We start from the raw sequence: 19,306 nt of genomic DNA, 5'->3' as shown, positions 1-19,306 counted from the left end.
AGTTATTTTTTTGTTGTTATCACGTCCTGTTCTTTTACTGACTGTTGCTTCAAAATCTGCTTGTGTCGGTCTGTCAGTTTCGCATGGTCGAGAATGTCTTTTACAACCTGCGTCTGGTTGATTTCATCAAGTTTAATCGCAACCTTTAAGGTCGGGGCAACTTGATGAGATAGCCAGTTCAGCGTCCTTTGGAAGGAGTAAGGCTCTGGTTTTGTGGTTAGTTTTAATCGTTCACGATTGTTCCCAATAAACCAAGCCCATTCTTCATTCAGTTTCCAATCAGAACGAGGTTTGGAATCGTCTTTATCTACAAAACGGATATACCGATTGATAATTTTAAAGGCGGTATGCTCTGGATTGTCATAGACGAGTAAATCACGGACTGCATAATAGGCACGCTCATTTTTCAATCGAATCTCAAAACGGTTTTTTACTTCTGCGTCTTCAATGGGAATATCATTTTTCTTGTACTGCTCGTAGTCCTTTTCATAGATACAGAAATAAACTTCACTTTGTAATGAACCGATATAGAGGGTGTTTCCCATACATTCCTTTTCCTCTTTGCGTACCAGTTCGCCACTGCGATAGCTTTTAAAACTGCGGAAGACGGAGATACATTCTTCCTGTTGGCACTTTTCAGTGAGTACAGGGATATTCAAAATCCCTGTCTTATCGTTAATGGCAAGGTCAAGGCGTTTCATCACACCGCCAGCCACCAAAACGTCCATAAAGAACTCATACCAGCTTCTTTGTTGTGCCAGAAGATAGCTTTCAAATTGTCTGCACCCACGACCTTTCAATTCCACCAGAACTCCTTTGTCCAGTTCATGGGAGCAAAGGACGAATATGTCGCCTAAAGCATAATGCTCTGAATAAGAATAGAAACCATAGTCCTCATGAAGAAAATAGGACAGTTTCAGTTGTAAGATGTTTTCGACCACCTGCTGTACGTCTGTTGTCGGAAAGCGAATCCTTACATAATCAAACAGCATTTCAAGGGGAGCGTCGGGATTGAAGCGTTCCAGAGCTTCCCAAAGGGACTGCTGTAAATCCTCTGATGGCTTGACTTTTCCTGTTTCAATATCGCTTAGATACTGCCTTGTAATACCAGTCGCAACAGCTAAACGGTTTTGAGATAGTCCATAAGCCAAGCGTTTTTCTTTTAAATGCTGTAACCAAGTTTGTTCATTCAGTAAAAATCCCTCCAATCAAAAAGGCGTATGTCAACTTTTAAAGCCCATTTGACATACGCTGAAATTTTGTAAATCCCTTGTAACCAAAGGATTTTCTAATGTTTTTTTGACTGTTTCCTGTCGATTTGTACCCCCCTGTTAGATACCGAGGGGTTTTACCTGCTGGCGTGGCTAACGCCACACCAGCAACGGCTAGTCCGTGCCGTCGCCTTTCGCTTCGCACGTCGCCGTCCCGTCCTGCCTTGCTTGTGCAAGAGAGCCGATAGTCTGCAAAAAATCATGTCCTTTTGGGACTAAAGGCGTGTAAAATTCACTTATGACGCTTGTTCCCACATCACAATAGCCACGCCCCTTGATACGCTTCTGAAAAAACTGCTTTTTCACATCTGAACCGAACAGCATACCGTAACCTAATTCACTGATACGCCCAAGTCCCACACGGAAATTGAAGTTATCTCTGATACCGTCCGAGAAATACTTTGCGTCTGGACGCTGGCAGGCAACGATAAGGAAATATCCTGCTTGTCGCCCTAACATAACGATTTTCTTTAACTGGCTAAGCAGGCTTACGCTTTCTTTCGTCCCCAGCATTTCAAAAAATGCTACATATTCATCAAAGATAAGAAAGCAGGGTGGCAGTCCCAGATAGGCATAGTTTTCGCCAGTCTTATAGTTCGGGTGTCGTTTCATTTCCTCACTTCGCTGTACCATGCCCTCATAAAAGGCATGGACGCAATCTATCATTTCTTCTTTGGTATGATACACATTTCCCATAACTGTCCCTAAGTCTGCAAGGTCACCGTTTTTCGGGTCTAAGATATAAAGGACAGCGTTGGTATGCAGTAAGGCTTCAATGAGCGTCAGCAGAAAATAGGTTTTACCGCCACCAGTCCCACCAGCAATCAGAGCGTGGGGGAGTGCGTCATATTCCCAGACAAGATTTTTCATCAGCTTTAGACAGCCATTTTCTGCCCGTACTTCATCAATGGTAATGCGGTTCGCTATCATATCATAAAGCAGAGTATATTCGATATAGCCGTCATGCAGGGTCTTGTCGGTCAGCTCACAATACAAGCCACTTTCCAATTTATCCTCTAACCGTAAAAGCTGGTCTTGATATTTCCCCAGCGTAATTTCACAGCGGATATGAAGCAGTCCTTTTTCCATTTGATAATAAATCTTTGGAAACCAGACGATTTTTTCCCTTGATCTGCTTTGCAGGTCAGTAAAAAAACCGCTGTCTTGTACAGTATCGGCTTCATACCACTTATTTTCCAGTATCATTCTTGCCAGCTTTTGACGGTGCAGGAGCTTCTTGAAATCGTCGTAACAGAAACGGTAATACAGAAAAGCGACCAATGCACAAACACCAATCGCTACCAGTATGGTTATGAAGTTGTAAGGGGAAAGCGTCAAGCCATTCTCTAACAAGCTGAAATGCTCCCAATCGGTACGTATGAGCTGTTTGATATTCAGTAGCAGGAGAACCGCTACGAATACAAACAGAAGCGTCCCTATGGAAAAGTGATAGACAAGGTGCTTGTCGCTGGCTCTGATACGGTGTCCTTTGTTCCAAATCATACGCATAAATCAATCACTCCTTTCTGGGTACGAAAAAAGCAGTCAATCCTAAGACTAACTGCTTTGTGTGAGGATATGAAATTGTCAAACTGGGATTTAACGCATACAGGCATTGACAAATTTCATAGGTACGTCCATGCGTTCTGCTACTTGTTCTGGTGTCATTCCACTGTTTAAGAAACGCTTGCATACTATTTTCATGTTCTCGCCAACTTCGATAATATGTTTATCTGGGTCATAGAAACGAACAACACGCTGTCCCCATGAATGTTCTACAATAGGGTGGACATATTCAACATCACATTCTTTCAGCTTATCCGCAAATTCATCAAAATTATCTTCTTCAAAGTAAATTTCAAAGTTATTGCCACCAAAAGAAATATCGCTTTTCCCGATAAAATCTTTATATGTTTCAACTGTCTGCAAAGCCAAACCGCCCGTTAAAGTTTTATTTGCTCCAAAATCCATAATCACATGAAGCCCGAAAACCTTTTTATAAAACTCAACTGATTTGTCTATATCTGTTACCACCAGCATAGGATTTTTTAATTTCATTTCCGTTACCTCCATAAGTTTCAATTTGTTCATTTCTTCATATCCATATTATAACAGTTCCATATATCCGCTACAATGAAAATCTATTCAGCAATCCTATTTTTTCGGCTGTCCCTGCGGTGTAGAGTTTTGTGAACTGCCTGCGTTCTGGTTGACTTTATTCTTCAATACAATATCCTCTGCCTTTACATACCAGTCCACATCTGCACCCGTATAGGTTTTTCGTGATACAGTATCGGCTACGGGATTGACAAGTTCCACGACTGCATTGTACGGAAATTCCCTTAACGGTACTTCTGGCGGTACAGACACGGGGATAATTCCACCATGCAGACTGCACTTCAAATCATAGATACGCTTTTTAAGCTGTGTACTCGGTGTTCCGTCCTCGTTCTGCAAGAACACATCACGCACCGCTGTAAATTTTAATTCTCCAAATGTTTTCTCTTTGTCAATAACAAACCCGTTTGATAATCTCATAAATTCTTCACTCCTTTACTTTTCTTCAACTGCTACAATATCATCAGCAACTAACACATAATCGGTATGTCCCATATCCCCGATTGCGTAACCTCTGCCGTATAACTTCGGATTGACAAGTTTTACTTTCTGCTCATACTTGAAATGCTTTTCGCCAGCCTGCACGGGAATTTCCACCACAACATTTTCGCCTTTCTGTATGTCAGAATAAAGGTTATAGCTTCGTCTGGCTATAACCTTGCGGTTGTTTTTATCCCTTTCAAAGATAGGCTCGCTTTCGCCTGCAAATTCAAGAGTTCCAAAAGACTGTGCCATATTTGGCACGACATATTTCATTTCCATATTGTTTTACCTCGTTTCTTTCTATATTTGATAAGTTTTTTGATTGTGATTTCTTATTCTGGCGGTTTGGAAAGTACCAGCAATCCCACAGATAGTAAAGGGTAAAATCAATGCTTCGCACCCTTGACTATCCGTGTTCTTGCAGGTTGTTGGCAGACAAGCCAGAATAAGCGGAAGTCTTCCGATACGTTATCAGCGGAGAGCGTGATTTTCCTTTTCTCATACTGTTACCGCCTTATGATTTCTTCATTTTACGGCGTTTATAGAAGAAGATACCTGCCAGTCCAGCACCAGAAGTCATAAGAAGTGCAAGCAGTCCGTAAAGGTTGGTGTTATCGCCCGTTTTGGGACTGTCGCTCGGTCTGCTAGGCTTTTCTGGTGTCTGTGGTGTTTCGGGTTTCTCTGGTTCTTCTGGTTTTTCCTTAAAGGCAATCGTCTGTCCCTTATCCTCAATATCCTTATGCTCGGTAACTTTCTTCGGCTCGTCTGGATTGCTTAAATCGTACAATTCTTCAAAAGTTACAAGCTGTTTGCCGTCAAGAGAAGTAGCGTCAAAGGTAAAGGCAACTTCCACTTTCATAGTTTCGCTGTCAGCGGTAAACGTATAATCACTTTCTACACGCTTTCCATTGATAAGAAGCTCTGCATTTTCTTCTTTCAACATCTGCCAGCCCACAAGTTTGTACTGTGTACCGACTTCTAAGCCCTCTAAGGTTACGGTATCAATGATTGTAACGTCTTTTCCTGCTTCAATCTCTTTGTTGCCGTCCTTATCGGTAGCGGTTGTATGTATCTTGATGATACGCTCTGTGATAAGTACCGTCTGCCCGTCGTCCTCAATGTCCTTATGTTCCGCAACTTTCACGGGTTCGTCTGGATTGCTCAAATCGTATAATTCCTCGAATGTTACCAGATTTTTACCGCCAAGCTCGGACGCATTGAATGTATATGTAATTTCTATTTTCATTTCCTCATCATCAGCGATAAAAGTATAGTCATTTTCTACACGCTTTCCGTCAATGATAAGCTCAGCGTTTTCTTCCTTTAACATCTGCCAGCCTTTTAACTGGTATTTTGTGCCTTTTGTAAGTCCGTCCAATTTGACAGTATCAACGATTGTAACCTCTTTTCCTGCAAGGATAGTCTTTTCGCCGTCTTTGCTGGTCGCTGTGGTATGAATAGAGATTTCTTTTTCGTATTCATCAGTCAGCGTTCCTAAATCAATCACAAGATTATTTCTTGATACCACGATTTCAAAAGGTGGGATAAGTTCAAAACCTTTGTTGCTTTCAGAGCGTAATTCTTCAATGATGTAGGTATCATAAGGTAATGCACCCTTGCTGTCGTCTGGTTCAGAAGTCCCAAACCACACACCGTCCTCACTGGTCTTGCCTGCGTTAGTATTATGCTTGTGAGAAGCCCAGTCGGCAGAAGTGGAGAACTGCCCGTTATCATCAGTTACAACAATATGATTTTCTCCCGTCGTCTTGCTTGTGATCCTAAAGGGAACATCAGCAAGACGCTTATGTGTGCCTGCACCGATTTTTACACCCTCAATATCTCCACGCTTAATCTGATTGTAGATAGAATGAGCTTCGTCGGTTAAGTCCACGATTTTTCCATTTTCTGTGATTGCAAAGTCAATCGGTTTTGCACCGTCAGTTAAGTAACCGTCGGGAGCTTCACTCTCAACAATACGGAATTTTCCATAAGGTAAAAGGTCGGCAGAAGTAGAAGCGATACCCTCAATGTCTGTACGAATAGTTTTTACGACTTCATTTTTCTTATAGAGCTTGCCCTCAACCAATACAGAATGATCATTTAAGGAAATGATGTCAAAGGCAGTATCTTTCAAAGTGGCACTTCCTTGTGGTTTGGTATCGCCCGTTTCTAAATCTCGTTTCTGAATTTTCACACCGCCACGGATAACTTTATCTGATACGGAAAAATGGTTACTTCCCGTCAATACGGCAAGGTCGCCGTCCTCGGTAATCTGTGTTACATATAAGTCCTTAATCTGTTCGGACTTATCGCCAGCCTGCATATACGCACCGTCTAACAAGTAACCGTTTGGAGCTTTTGTTTCTTCTACGGTTAGCGTTCCAAGTGGAAGAACCGACTTGCCGTCCTGCATATAGAAGCTGTCGCCAGATACCTTGTATGCGTCCGCTAATTTTGTGATGTAGTGAGTTGTCCCGTCGCTGTCTGTTTCAGCGATTGTCTTTGTAACCCATGTACGAGTAGCTTCGGCAGGGAGATTGTCTTTATTATAGAAGCCTGCATAATACTTCCATGTAAATTCCGCACCTGCTAAAGAAGCGTTCCCTTGCGGATTGTCTTTCTGTGTTTCCATATCAATCTTGAAAAGCTCAATCAAAGTGTCCGTTACTTTCGGTGTATCTGATACGTTCAAGGTTGCTGTTTCGCCAGCTTTGATTGTCAATGGATAGACTGTTTTATCCACTTTATATCCTGCTGGTGCGGATAATTCCTTGATATAAACTGTCCCTGCTTTTACCTCTGCAATATCTGTATCTCCGTTTTCATCAGTCGTAAGGGTGGCAAGCTGTTTCGTGCAGTCCTTATCAGAAAAGACACCATAGGTCGCACCTGCAATAGAGTAATTCCCGTTACCGTCTGTAATGCTGGTATTACTGGAAACCTTTTGCAGTTTCGTATTTCCAACATTCAGTTTCGCCCAGAATTGCCCTAATTCCTGCCCCTCGCCAGAGTAGATATAACCGCCACATTCATAGCGTCCTTTATTCTCTTTGACAAAGGCTTTTGCACCAGAGAAAACTTCGTCCTGCGTAGCCTTTGGAATTTCATCATAAGAAGCTCGCACGTTATCACATTGCCAGCCAAGATGTACGCTTAATCTCTGCCAGACTACAATCTGTCTTAAAAGGTAAGCGTGATTTTTGCTTATTCCGCTGTGGCTGTCTGTGTACTGTTTTACATATTCGATAGATAAGGCAACGTCGCTTATCTGGTCGGTACTCATGCGTGAGCTTGCGTCAGCTCTGGTCTTGTAACCATTCTTAAAGTCTGTGTTGATGTCAATACAGTAAGCGTCCTCGCCCTCAACGGTCAAATGTCCCTCATTAAAGGTAGAACCAATCGAACCGTCATTCATTACTTTTTCAACGATACCGACACGCTCTTTTGACTCCGTCCAGTATTGCTTACTTTCTGCATGAACGGGTGTAGTCGGTAAAGCAGTAACGACAGTCGCAAGAGCTAAGAAGCCCGTACACAATCGTTTCCATGTCTTTTTCATAAATCTAATGCTCCTTTCATTTTGAGTAATAAAATAGCCGTCCAATAAGAACGGCTGGAAATAGAAAAGGAACGTCATTTTAGGCGTTCCATAGTCTATAAGTTATTCAATTTTTTCTTGTTTCAATACTGATGTGCTGTACCATATCTTTGCATATCTAGGAAAACTTGCGTATCAAGCCTCATTCGTTAGTAGTAAATAAGTAGTAAATTGATGTGTTTGTTTCCTTGAAAATGCTGATAGATACTGTGTTTTAGCGGATAATCAGATTTTTATTGTGTTTTTATAATTTAAAAATTCAGCTTCTCAGCCAAGACGGACAATTCTATCCAATCATGGCGTTTGGTTAATTCTTCCAATAAGAATAGCAAGTCTTGTTCAGTTTTAGATAGCAAGATATTCATCATAAACCTCCCTATATATTTATACATATATATTAAAAGAAAAGCCTAGTAAAGTCAAGAAAACAGCCTATGATAAAATAGGAAAATCTGAATTTACTATATTTTTCTTGGATTATTAAACTGAAAATGAAATTTGCAAAGCGATTATTGAATTTAATTTTTTTACTTTTATAGGAAAAGATTTTGTCAAAAATTCGTCAATCCCCTTGAAAAATCTAGCTAAATAGGGTATAATATGAATAATCATTTGTCGTAGGTTTTGTCTGAAATATTGTCCAGACAAGGCTCACAGCAGTTAAATCTTCTGAAAAAGTCAGATTTAGCTGCTCTTTTTGTGCTTTTTTCAGGATTTTGAGTGTTTGTAACAAAGACTTAAAGATTCTGAAAATTTATCAAGAGGACACGGTGATAGGGGTTTTTAAAACCATATGACGATTAGAAAAGCCTGATTGACAAGGCTTGGAACTTATTTACAAAGGAGAATCATCTTGGCAGGACATGACGTTCAATACGGGAAACATCGTACCCGTCGTAGTTTTTCAAGAATCAAAGAAGTTCTTGACTTACCAAATTTGATTGAAATTCAAACTGACTCATTCAAAGATTTCCTAGACCATGGTCTGAAGGAAGTATTTGAAGATGTATTGCCAATTTCAAACTTCACAGACACAATGGAGTTGGAATTTGTTGGATATGAAATCAAGGAACCAAAATACACACTAGAAGAAGCTCGTATCCACGATGCTAGCTACTCAGCACCAATTTTTGTAACCTTCCGCTTGATCAATAAAGAAACAGGCGAAATCAAGACCCAAGAAGTTTTCTTTGGTGATTTCCCAATCATGACAGAAATGGGTACTTTCATCATCAATGGTGGTGAACGTATTATCGTTTCTCAGTTGGTCCGTTCACCAGGTGTTTACTTTAACGACAAAGTTGATAAAAACGGTAAAGTGGGCTATGGTTCAACTGTTATCCCTAACCGTGGAGCTTGGTTGGAACTTGAAAGCGACTCAAAAGATATCGCCTACACTCGTATCGACCGTACTCGTAAGATTCCATTTACAACCTTGGTTCGTGCTCTTGGTTTCTCAGGTGATGATGAAATCTTTGATATCTTTGGTGACAGCGAATTGGTTCGCAACACTGTTGAAAAAGATATCCATAAGAACCCAATGGACTCTCGTACAGACGAAGCTTTGAAAGAAATTTACGAACGTCTTCGTCCAGGTGAGCCTAAGACTGCTGAAAGCTCACGTAGCTTGCTTGTGGCTCGTTTCTTTGATCCACGTCGCTATGATCTAGCAGCAGTTGGTCGTTACAAAATCAATAAAAAACTCAATGTTAAAACACGTTTGCTCAACCAAACTATTGCAGAGCCATTGGTAGACCCTGAAACAGGAGAAATCTTGGTAGAAGCTGGTACAATCATGACTCGTAGCGTGATTGAAAGTATTGAAAGCCATTTGGATGGTGATTTGAACAAGATTGTTTACATTCCAAATGATGCAGCCGTTGTGACTGAGCCAGTTGTTCTTCAAAAATTCAAGGTTGTTGCACCAACTGATCCAGACCGTGTTGTAACGATCATCGGTAATGCTAATCCAGATGACAAGGTTCGTATCGTCACTCCTGCAGATATCCTTGCTGAGATGAGCTACTTCCTCAATTTGGCGGAAGGACTTGGCCGTGTAGATGATATCGACCACCTTGGAAACCGTCGTATCCGTGCGGTTGGTGAATTGCTTGCTAACCAAGTACGTCTTGGACTTTCTCGTATGGAACGTAATGTCCGTGAACGTATGTCTGTCCAGGACAACGAAGTCTTGACACCACAACAAATTATCAATATCCGTCCTGTAACAGCTGCGGTTAAAGAATTCTTTGGTTCATCACAGTTGTCACAGTTCATGGACCAACACAACCCACTTTCTGAGTTGTCTCACAAACGCCGTTTGTCAGCCTTAGGACCTGGTGGTTTGACACGTGACCGTGCTGGATATGAAGTACGTGACGTGCACTACACTCACTACGGTCGTATGTGTCCAATCGAGACACCTGAAGGACCTAACATCGGTTTGATCAATAACTTGTCATCTTACGGACATTTGAACAAGTATGGTTTTGTTCAAACACCATACCGTAAGGTTGACCGTGAAACAGGTGTTGTCACGAACGAAATCGTTTGGTTGACAGCCGATGAAGAAGATGAATTTACTGTAGCACAGGCTAATTCTCGTCTGAATGAAGATGGAACATTTGCTGAGAAAGTGGTCATGGGACGTCACCAAGGGGTCAACCAAGAGTATCCAGCTAATGTTGTTGACTATATGGACGTATCACCAAAACAGGTAGTTGCCGTTGCGACAGCATGTATTCCTTTCTTGGAAAACGATGACTCCAACCGTGCCCTTATGGGAGCCAACATGCAACGTCAGGCTGTACCATTGATTAATCCTAAAGCACCTTACGTTGGTACTGGTATGGAATACCAAGCAGCCCACGATTCAGGAGCTGCTGTGATTGCTCAGTATGACGGTAAAGTTACCTATGCAGATGCTGACAAGGTAGAAGTTCGTCGTGAAGATGGTTCATTGGACGTTTACCACATCCAAAAATTCCGTCGTTCAAATTCAGGTACTGCTTACAACCAACGCACTCTTGTAAAAGTTGGCGATGTCGTTGAAAAAGGCGATTTCATCGCTGACGGACCTTCTATGGAAAATGGAGAAATGGCGCTTGGACAAAACCCAATCGTTGCCTACATGACTTGGGAAGGATACAACTTCGAGGATGCTGTTATCATGAGCGAACGCTTGGTGAAAGACGATGTCTACACATCTGTTCACCTTGAAGAATACGAATCAGAAACGCGCGATACAAAGCTTGGGCCTGAAGAAATCACTCGCGAAATTCCAAACGTTGGTGAAGATGCCCTTAAAGACCTTGACGAAATGGGTATTATCCGTATCGGTGCTGAGGTTAAAGAAGGTGATATCCTTGTAGGTAAAGTAACACCTAAGGGTGAGAAAGACCTTTCAGCTGAAGAACGTCTCTTGCACGCTATCTTCGGAGATAAATCTCGTGAAGTGCGTGATACTTCTCTTCGTGTACCACACGGTGCCGATGGTGTCGTTCGTGATGTTAAGATCTTTACACGTGCAAATGGAGATGAATTGCAATCAGGTGTTAATATGCTGGTTCGCGTCTACATCGCTCAAAAACGTAAGATCAAGGTCGGAGATAAGATGGCCGGACGTCACGGAAATAAAGGGGTTGTCTCTCGTATCGTTCCTGTAGAAGACATGCCTTACCTTCCAGATGGAACTCCAGTCGATATCATGTTGAACCCACTTGGGGTGCCATCACGTATGAATATAGGTCAGGTTATGGAGCTCCACCTTGGTATGGCTGCTCGTACTCTTGGTATTCATATCGCAACACCAGTCTTTGACGGAGCAAGTTCTGAAGACCTTTGGTCAACTGTTAAAGAAGCTGGTATGGATAGCGATGCCAAAACGATCCTTTACGATGGACGTACTGGTGAACCATTTGATAACCGTGTTTCTGTCGGAGTCATGTACATGATCAAACTCCACCACATGGTTGATGATAAATTGCACGCGCGTTCAGTCGGACCTTACTCAACCGTTACTCAACAACCACTCGGAGGTAAAGCTCAGTTTGGTGGACAACGTTTCGGTGAGATGGAGGTTTGGGCTCTTGAAGCCTACGGTGCGTCAAATGTCCTTCAAGAAATCTTGACTTACAAGTCTGACGATATCAACGGACGTCTGAAAGCTTATGAAGCCATTACAAAAGGAAAACCAATTCCAAAACCAGGTGTTCCAGAATCCTTCCGAGTTCTTGTCAAAGAATTGCAATCTCTTGGTCTTGACATGCGTGTCCTAGACGAAGATGACCAAGAAGTGGAACTTCGTGACTTGGATGAAGGAATGGACGAAGATGTCATCCACGTAGATGACCTTGAAAAAGCCCGCGAAAAAGCAGCACAAGAGGCTAAAGCAGCCTTTGAAGCTGAAGAAGCTGAGAAAGCAACAAAAGCGGAAGCAACAGAAGAAGCTGCTGAGTAAGAAAAAGCAGTTCACTTAGAATAGAAAGGGAAGAAATAGTGGTTGATGTAAATCGTTTTAAAAGTATGCAAATCACCCTAGCTTCTCCAAGTAAAGTCCGTTCATGGTCTTATGGAGAAGTCAAAAAACCTGAAACAATCAATTACCGTACCTTAAAACCAGAACGTGAAGGGCTCTTTGATGAAGTTATCTTTGGTCCTACAAAAGACTGGGAATGTGCTTGTGGTAAGTACAAACGCATTCGTTACAGAGGAATTGTTTGTGACCGTTGTGGGGTTGAAGTAACGCGTACAAAAGTTCGTCGTGAGCGTATGGGGCACATTGAGTTGAAAGCTCCTGTATCTCACATCTGGTACTTCAAGGGGATTCCAAGCCGTATGGGCTTGACCCTTGATATGAGCCCTCGTGCCCTCGAGGAAGTTATCTACTTTGCAGCTTATGTGGTGATTGATCCTAAGGATACACCACTTGAGCACAAGTCTATCATGACAGAGCGCGAATACCGTGAGCGCTTGCGTGAGTATGGTTATGGATCATTCGTTGCCAAGATGGGTGCCGAAGCTATCCAAGACCTTCTAAAACAAGTAGATCTTGAAAAAGAAATTGCTGAACTCAAAGAAGAGTTGAAAACAGCTACTGGACAAAAACGTGTCAAAGCTATCCGTCGTTTGGATGTTTTGGATGCCTTTTACAAGTCTGGAAACAAACCTGAATGGATGATTCTCAACATCCTTCCAGTTATTCCACCAGATCTTCGTCCAATGTTGCAGTTGGATGGTGGCCGTTTTGCCTCATCTGACTTGAATGACCTTTACCGCCGTGTTATCAACCGTAATAACCGTTTGGCTCGTTTGCTTGAGTTGAACGCACCAGGTATCATCGTTCAAAATGAGAAGCGTATGCTTCAAGAAGCGGTTGACGCTTTGATTGACAACGGTCGTCGTGGTCGTCCAATCACAGGACCAGGTAGCCGTCCACTCAAATCATTGAGCCACATGCTTAAAGGGAAACAAGGGCGCTTCCGTCAAAACTTGCTCGGAAAACGTGTTGACTTCTCAGGACGTTCCGTTATCGCCGTTGGTCCAACTCTTAAGATGTACCAATGTGGTGTGCCACGTGAAATGGCGATTGAGCTCTTTAAACCATTTGTGATGCGTGAAATCGTTGCCCGTGACATCGTGCAGAACGTCAAAGCGGCTAAACGCTTGGTGGAACGCGGAGACGAACGTATCTGGGATATTCTTGAAGAAGTAATCAAAGAACACCCAGTACTTTTGAACCGCGCACCGACCCTTCACCGTTTGGGGATCCAAGCCTTCGAGCCAGTCTTGATTGATGGTAAGGCTCTTCGCTTGCACCCACTTGTCTGTGAAGCCTATAATGCCGACTTTGACGGGGACCAAATGGCCATCCACGTACCGCTTTCAGAAGAAGCTCAAGCAGAAGCTCGTATCTTGATGTTGGCTGCTGAGCATATCTTGAACCCGAAAGATGGTAAACCAGTTGTTACTCCATCTCAGGACATGGTTTTGGGTAACTACTACTTGACCATGGAAGAAGCTGGTCGTGAAGGGGAAGGAATGGTCTTCAAAGACCGTGACGAAGCGGTTATGGCTTACCGTAATGGTTATGTTCACCTCCACTCACGTGTTGGTATTGCAACAGACAGCCTTAACAAACCATGGACAGAAGAGCAAAAACATAAGGTCTTGCTTACAACAGTTGGTAAAATCCTCTTCAACGACATCATGCCAGAGGGTCTGCCTTACTTGCAAGAACCAACAAATGCCAACTTAACAGAAGGTGTTCCAGCTAAATACTTCTTGCCACTAGGTGGAGATATCAAGGAAGCAATCAGTAATCTTGAACTCAACCCTCCATTCAAGAAGAAAAATCTTGGAAATATCATCGCTGAAATCTTCAAACGTTTCCGTACGACAGAAACTTCTGCCCTACTTGACCGCATGAAGAACCTCGGATACCACCACTCAACTCTTGCAGGTTTGACAGTGGGTATTGCCGATATCCCAGTCGTTGAAGACAAGGCTGAAATCATCGAAGAATCACACAAACGTGTAGAACAAATCACCAAACAATTCCGTCGTGGTATGATCACAGACGACGAGCGCTACAACGCTGTTACAGCTGAATGGCGTGCAGCCCGTGAAAAATTGGAGAAACGTTTGGTTGCCAACCAAGATCCTAAGAACCCAATCGTTATGATGATGGACTCTGGAGCTCGTGGTAACATTTCAAACTTCTCACAGCTTGCCGGTATGCGTGGTCTGATGGCCGCTCCGAACGGACGTATCATGGAATTGCCAATCCTTTCAAACTTCCGCGAAGGTTTGTCAGTACTCGAAATGTTCTTCTCAACTCACGGTGCCCGTAAAGGTATGACCGATACGGCCCTTAAGACAGCCGACTCAGGTTACTTGACTCGTCGTTTGGTTGACGTTGCCCAAGATGTGATCATCCGTGAGGACGATTGTGGAACAGACCGTGGTCTCTTGATCCGCTCTATCGCAGAAGGAAAAGAGATGATCGAGTCTCTCGAAGAACGTCTCAATGGTCGTTATACTAAGAAAACTGTTAAACATCCAGAAACTGGTGCAGTGATCATCGGTCCAAATGAGTTGATTACGGAAGACAAGGCGCGTGAAATTGTCAATGCTGGTGTGGAAGAAGTGACTATCCGCTCTGTATTTACATGTAACACTCGTCATGGCGTCTGCCGTCACTGTTACGGTATCAACTTGGCGACTGGTGATGCGGTTGAAGTTGGTGAAGCAGTCGGTACAATCGCTGCCCAATCTATCGGGGAACCTGGTACACAGCTTACAATGCGTACCTTCCACACGGGTGGGGTTGCCTCAAATACCGATATCACTCAGGGTCTTCCTCGTGTCCAAGAAATCTTTGAAGCCCGCAATCCTAAAGGGGAAGCGGTCATCACAGAGGTCAAAGGACAAGTTACAGCTATCGAAGAAGACGCGTCAACTCGTACCAAGAAAGTCTTTGTTAAGGGTGAAACTGGCGAAGGTGAGTACGTGGTTCCATTTACAGCACGTATGCGTGTCGAAGTTGGAGACCAAGTCTCTCGCGGTGCAGCATTGACAGAAGGTTCTATCCAACCAAAACGTCTCCTTGCTGTTCGTGATGTCTTGTCAGTTGAAACCTACCTCCTCGGTGAAGTACAAAAAGTTTACCGTAGCCAAGGGGTAGAAATCGGTGACAAACACATCGAGGTAATGGTTCGTCAAATGATCCGTAAAGTTCGTGTCATGGATCCAGGTGACACAGATCTTCTTATGGGTACTCTCATGGACATCAACGACTTTACAGATGCCAACAAGGATGTTCTTATCGCAGGTGGAGTTCCAGCGACTGGTCGTCCAGTTCTTATGGGAATCACCAAAGCCTCACTTGAAACAAATAGTTTCTTGTCAGCGGCTTCCTTCCAGGAAACAACTCGTGTCCTTACAGATGCAGCCATCCGTGGTAAGAAAGATCATCTCCTTGGACTCAAGGAAAATGTTATCATCGGTAAGATCATCCCAGCTGGTACTGGTATGGCTCGCTACCGTAACCTTGAACCACAAGCTATCAATGAAGCAGAATATCTTAATCCTCCAGTAGAGGAAGAAGGGGATGAAGAAATAACAGAAGTAGTTGTGGATACTGCCGTTGAAACTGTGGAAGAAACAGTAGAATAAAAGAGAATGAGAGAGCCTTCGGGTTCTCTTTCTCTTTTCTGAAAACTTTCTCCATTTTTCCATGAAATGTGGTAAAATAATACTCAATGAAAATCAAAGAGCAAACTAGGAAACTAGCCGTAGGTTGCTCAAAGCACTGCTTTGAGGTTGTAGATAGAACTGACGAAGTCAGCTCAAAACACTGTTTTGAGGTTGTGGATAGAACTGACGAAGTCAGTAACCATACCTACGGTAAGGCGACGTTGACGTGGTTTGAAGAGATTTTCGAAGAGTATAAAAGAAAGAAGCTGACAAAGGAGACAGGTATGGAACAAACATTTTTTATCATTAAACCAGACGGTGTAAAAAGAGGATTAGTGGGTGAGGTGTTGAAACGCATCGAACAACGTGGATTTACAATCGAAAAATTGGAGTTGCGTACAAAGGTTTCAGAAGGGTTAATTGATCAGCACTATCAGGACTTGGTTGGTCAAAGTTTTTACCCACCGATTCGTGAATTTATGACTTCAGGACCGGTTCTTGTAGGTATCATTTCTGGTCCCAAAGTAATTGAAACTTGGCGGACTATGATGGGTGCAACTCGTCCAGAAGAAGCTTTACCAGGAACTATTCGAGGTGATTTTGCAAAAGCTGCTGGAGAAAATGAGGTTATCCAAAATGTTGTGCATGGTTCAGATTCAGAAGAGTCAGCTAAGCGAGAAATTGCTCTTTGGTTTGAAGAGAAATAGTAAAAGTTTGATGTAAGGGATACTTGCGTCAAACTTTTTTGCATTTTAGAGTAGAAAACTGACAGTTGAGAAATATTCTAGCAATGGTGAGGCTTTCTAGCATATAATAAGAGCAAGTATGGAGGAAGAATGATGGAAAAAATGAAAAAGCAAATTCGAGTTTTGTTATTGCTGACAGTTTTTGGTCTTAGCAGCTGTTCTTGTTTAAGTTTATCTACTTGGGCCTTGATGTTAAATCAAAACTGCTTCTATTATTTAGTTGGCATGTTGCTTCTTGCCAGTATTGGTGCAGGGCTAAACTATTATAGAGGGCAGGGAAATCAACATTATTCAGTTTTTAAGGAAGATAAGCAACAATTCTTGTATAGTCTCTTGCTCTTAGTAAATATTTTGGGTTTAGCTTTAATTGTCATAGAACATATCCTTGCAGGAAATACATCCGTAGAAGGATTTGTGGAAGCCTTTCTACCGAGTTTCTTTTTCTTATTTGGGATTGATTTGTTAGTTTTTCTGCCGATTCAGAAGTATGTAAATGGAGTGAAAAAGTTTTTGGGAAAGAAGGAAATCTGTTTTATTAGTGGACTAGCTATTCTAATCTTTCTCAGAAATCCTTGGATGCTATTGTCCATGACCTTTTATATTGCCTTGGGGATGCTATTTCTAGGACTGTTGGTGCCAAAAGTCATTCGCTGGGAAGTTTCATTTTACAGTCATTTGATGAGAGATATCTTGTTAGTTGTCTTCTTGCTGTTTCTATTTTAAGAATAAAAAAAGAGATAGTTCTAGTTTTACAATTTATAATATGGAATTCATAGATAATACCTAGACAAAGGACAACTTTTTGGTATAATAGAAACATGTACACTAAAAACGAAGAAGAGTTACAGTCCTTAGGTGAACGTTTGGGCTATTTATTAGAAAAGAATGACGTCTTAATTCTAACTGGTGAACTTGGAGCAGGCAAAACGACCTTTACAAAAGGTCTTGCTAAAGGATTACATATTTCTCAGATGATTAAGAGTCCAACCTACACTATCGTAAGAGAGTATGAAGGTCGTCTTCCACTTTACCACCTAGATGTTTATCGTATAGAGGGGGATGCTGATTCTATTGATTTAGATGAGTTTCTCTTTGGTGGTGGGGTAACTGTCATCGAGTGGGGGCATCTTTTAGGTGATGCCTTGCCAGATACTTATTTAGAATTGGAAATTCTAAAAGAAGAAGAGGGTCGCAGACTGAATTTTCAAGCAAAAGGTTTGCGTGCAGAAAAGCTTTTAGAGGAGCTTCAACATGGAGTATGAGTTGCTCATTAGGGAAGCAGAAGTTGAAGATGCGGCTGAATTAGTATCATTTTTAAATCGTGTCAGTGTAGAAACAGATTTTACCAGTCTGGACAGGAATGGCATTTTGATGACAGATACTGAGATGGAGTTGTTTTTGGATAAACAGGCTCACTCTGAAAATCAAATCACTTTACTGGCCTTGCTGAATGATGAAATTGCTGGTCTTGTGAATATCACAGCTGATCAACGCAAGAGAGTTCGTCATATTGGAGATCTCTTTATTGTGATTGGTCAGAAGTATTGGAATAATGGACTGGGGAGTTTGTTACTTGAAGAAGTCGTAGAATGGGCACAGGCTAGTGGCATTCTTCGTCGACTTCAACTAACTGTCCAAACTCGCAATCAGGGTGCAGTTCATTTATATCAACAGCATGGCTTTGTAATTGAAGGTAGACAAGAGCGCGGTGCGTACATAGAAGAAGGGAAATTTATAGATGTTTACCTGATGGGTAGACTGATAGATTGATAGAAATATGGTTAAAAAAATTATTGGAATGGTGCTAGCTTTTCTAGCTGTGACAGTTTTGGGTGTGGGTGTCTTTGCTTATACCATTTATCAGCAAGGTACACAAACCTTATCAAAAACCTATAAAAAGATTGGGGAAGAAACCAATGTTATTGAGGCGACTGAACCCTTAACGATCCTTTTAATGGGGGTTGATACTGGAAACGTTGAACGAACTGACCCTTGGGAGGGGAATAGTGATTCTATGATTCTCTTGACGGTTAATCCGCATACGAAAAAGACTATGATGTTGAGTTTAGAGAGAGATATTTTGACGAAAATTCAGCATAAAGATGGTCAAATCGAAGAAGCGAAACTGAACGCAGCTTATGCTGGAGGAGGTGCAGAATTAGCTATCTCAACGATTCAAAGGATGATGAATATCCATATTGACCGCTATATTATGGTCAATATGCAAGGTTTGCAACAATTGGTAGATGCAGTGGGCGGGATTACGGTTAATAATACACTAGGTTTCCCGATTTCTATCAGTGACCAAGAGGAATTTAACACCATTTCTATCGGTGTTGGAGAGCAGACAATAAATGGAGAAGAAGCGCTTGTTTATTCTCGCATGCGCTACCAGGATCCAGAAGGGGACTACGGACGTCAGAAGCGTCAGCGTGAAGTCATTCAAAAGGTTGTTGAAAAAGTTCTTAGCTTGAATAGTGTTAGTCACTATCAATCTATCCTAAAAGCCTTAAGTACCAATATGCAGACTAATATTGATCTATCTGCGAAAAGTATTCCAAGCTTGTTAGGTTACCAGGACTCGTTTAAAACGATTGAAACTCAACAATTACGAGGAGAAGATGCCGAATTGCAAGGGACATCTTATCAAATTGTAACTGCTAACCATTTGTTAGAAATCCAGAATCTTTTGAGAACCTCACTTGATAAACCGAAGGTGACAGAGTTAGAGACAAATGCTGTCTTATATGAAGATATTTTCGGAAATCGAAATAATACCGGTTTGGGAACAGGTACGATTAATAATACAATAAATCAAGAAGATGTAGAATAATCTATTTTATAGTTAAAATCGTGGGAAATTTCCTGCGATTTTTTCAAAAAAATACGAATAG

General features: G+C 42.0%; 13 protein-coding genes. 7 read left to right on the top strand and 6 right to left on the bottom strand.

Annotated elements, in window-relative coordinates; translation table 11 throughout:
* Positions 1-2: 2 nt before the first annotated feature.
* The 6 genes from mobT to STYK_RS09000 all read right to left on the bottom strand — a co-directional run bounded on the left by mobT (position 3) and on the right by STYK_RS09000 (position 7,431).
* Positions 3-1,208, bottom strand: coding sequence for a MobT family relaxase (gene mobT / locus STYK_RS09030; RefSeq protein WP_000398284.1), 1,206 nt, complete (start codon positions 1,206-1,208; stop codon positions 3-5).
* Between the two features lie 177 nt (positions 1,209-1,385).
* Positions 1,386-2,771 carry an FtsK/SpoIIIE domain-containing protein gene (locus STYK_RS09020; protein ID WP_447466035.1) on the bottom strand — a complete coding sequence of 462 codons (1,386 nt, stop codon included), beginning with the start codon at positions 2,769-2,771 and terminating at the stop codon, positions 1,386-1,388.
* Positions 2,772-2,870: 99 nt separating this feature from the next.
* A complete protein-coding gene (locus STYK_RS09015) occupies positions 2,871-3,329 on the bottom strand; it encodes a VOC family protein (protein WP_095905707.1) in 459 nt (152 codons plus the stop codon).
* 96 nt (positions 3,330-3,425) lie between these two features.
* Positions 3,426-3,809: a YdcP family protein gene (locus tag STYK_RS09010; RefSeq protein ID WP_144209880.1), complete on the bottom strand. Its 384-nt coding sequence runs from the start codon at positions 3,807-3,809 to the stop codon at positions 3,426-3,428.
* A gap of 15 nt (positions 3,810-3,824) precedes the next feature.
* Positions 3,825-4,151 carry a YdcP family protein gene (locus STYK_RS09005; protein WP_080821326.1) on the bottom strand — a complete coding sequence of 109 codons (327 nt, stop codon included), beginning with the start codon at positions 4,149-4,151 and terminating at the stop codon, positions 3,825-3,827.
* Between the two features lie 235 nt (positions 4,152-4,386).
* Entirely contained in the window at positions 4,387-7,431 is a 3,045-nt protein-coding gene (locus tag STYK_RS09000; protein ID WP_261019936.1) for an SrtB-anchored collagen-binding adhesin, read from the bottom strand.
* 892 nt (positions 7,432-8,323) lie between these two features.
* Here STYK_RS09000 and rpoB point away from each other — a divergent pair.
* The 7 genes from rpoB (at position 8,324) to lytR (ending at position 19,245) form a co-directional block, all read left to right on the top strand.
* Positions 8,324-11,929, top strand: coding sequence for a DNA-directed RNA polymerase subunit beta (gene rpoB / locus STYK_RS08995; RefSeq protein WP_120769758.1), 3,606 nt, complete (start codon positions 8,324-8,326; stop codon positions 11,927-11,929).
* A 38-nt stretch (positions 11,930-11,967) separates the two neighbouring features.
* Positions 11,968-15,645, top strand: coding sequence for a DNA-directed RNA polymerase subunit beta' (gene rpoC, locus STYK_RS08990; protein WP_261804924.1), 3,678 nt, complete (start codon positions 11,968-11,970; stop codon positions 15,643-15,645).
* 305 nt (positions 15,646-15,950) lie between these two features.
* On the top strand, positions 15,951-16,373 hold the full coding sequence (gene ndk, locus STYK_RS08985; RefSeq protein WP_004239114.1) for a nucleoside-diphosphate kinase: 423 nt from the start codon (positions 15,951-15,953) through the stop codon (positions 16,371-16,373).
* 132 nt (positions 16,374-16,505) lie between these two features.
* The gene (locus STYK_RS08980; protein WP_004239116.1) at positions 16,506-17,135 is read left to right on the top strand and encodes a hypothetical protein; all 630 of its coding nucleotides are present in this window, start codon (positions 16,506-16,508) and stop codon (positions 17,133-17,135) included.
* A gap of 95 nt (positions 17,136-17,230) precedes the next feature.
* Positions 17,231-17,674: a tRNA (adenosine(37)-N6)-threonylcarbamoyltransferase complex ATPase subunit type 1 TsaE gene (tsaE, locus tag STYK_RS08975; RefSeq protein ID WP_000288249.1), complete on the top strand. Its 444-nt coding sequence runs from the start codon at positions 17,231-17,233 to the stop codon at positions 17,672-17,674.
* On the top strand, positions 17,664-18,182 hold the full coding sequence (locus tag STYK_RS08970) for a GNAT family N-acetyltransferase (protein WP_000455549.1): 519 nt from the start codon (positions 17,664-17,666) through the stop codon (positions 18,180-18,182). Before tsaE ends, STYK_RS08970 begins: the two co-directional genes overlap by 11 nt.
* Before the next feature lie 7 nt (positions 18,183-18,189).
* Positions 18,190-19,245, top strand: a complete 1,056-nt coding sequence (gene lytR / locus STYK_RS08965; protein ID WP_004256717.1) for a glycopolymer--peptidoglycan transferase LytR — start codon at positions 18,190-18,192, stop codon at positions 19,243-19,245.
* Positions 19,246-19,306: the final 61 nt, after the last annotated feature.

The organism is Streptococcus toyakuensis, assembly GCF_024346585.1.
Taxonomy (GTDB): Bacteria; Bacillota; Bacilli; order Lactobacillales; family Streptococcaceae; genus Streptococcus; species Streptococcus toyakuensis.
This window is presented reverse-complemented; position numbering and strand designations above follow the sequence as displayed.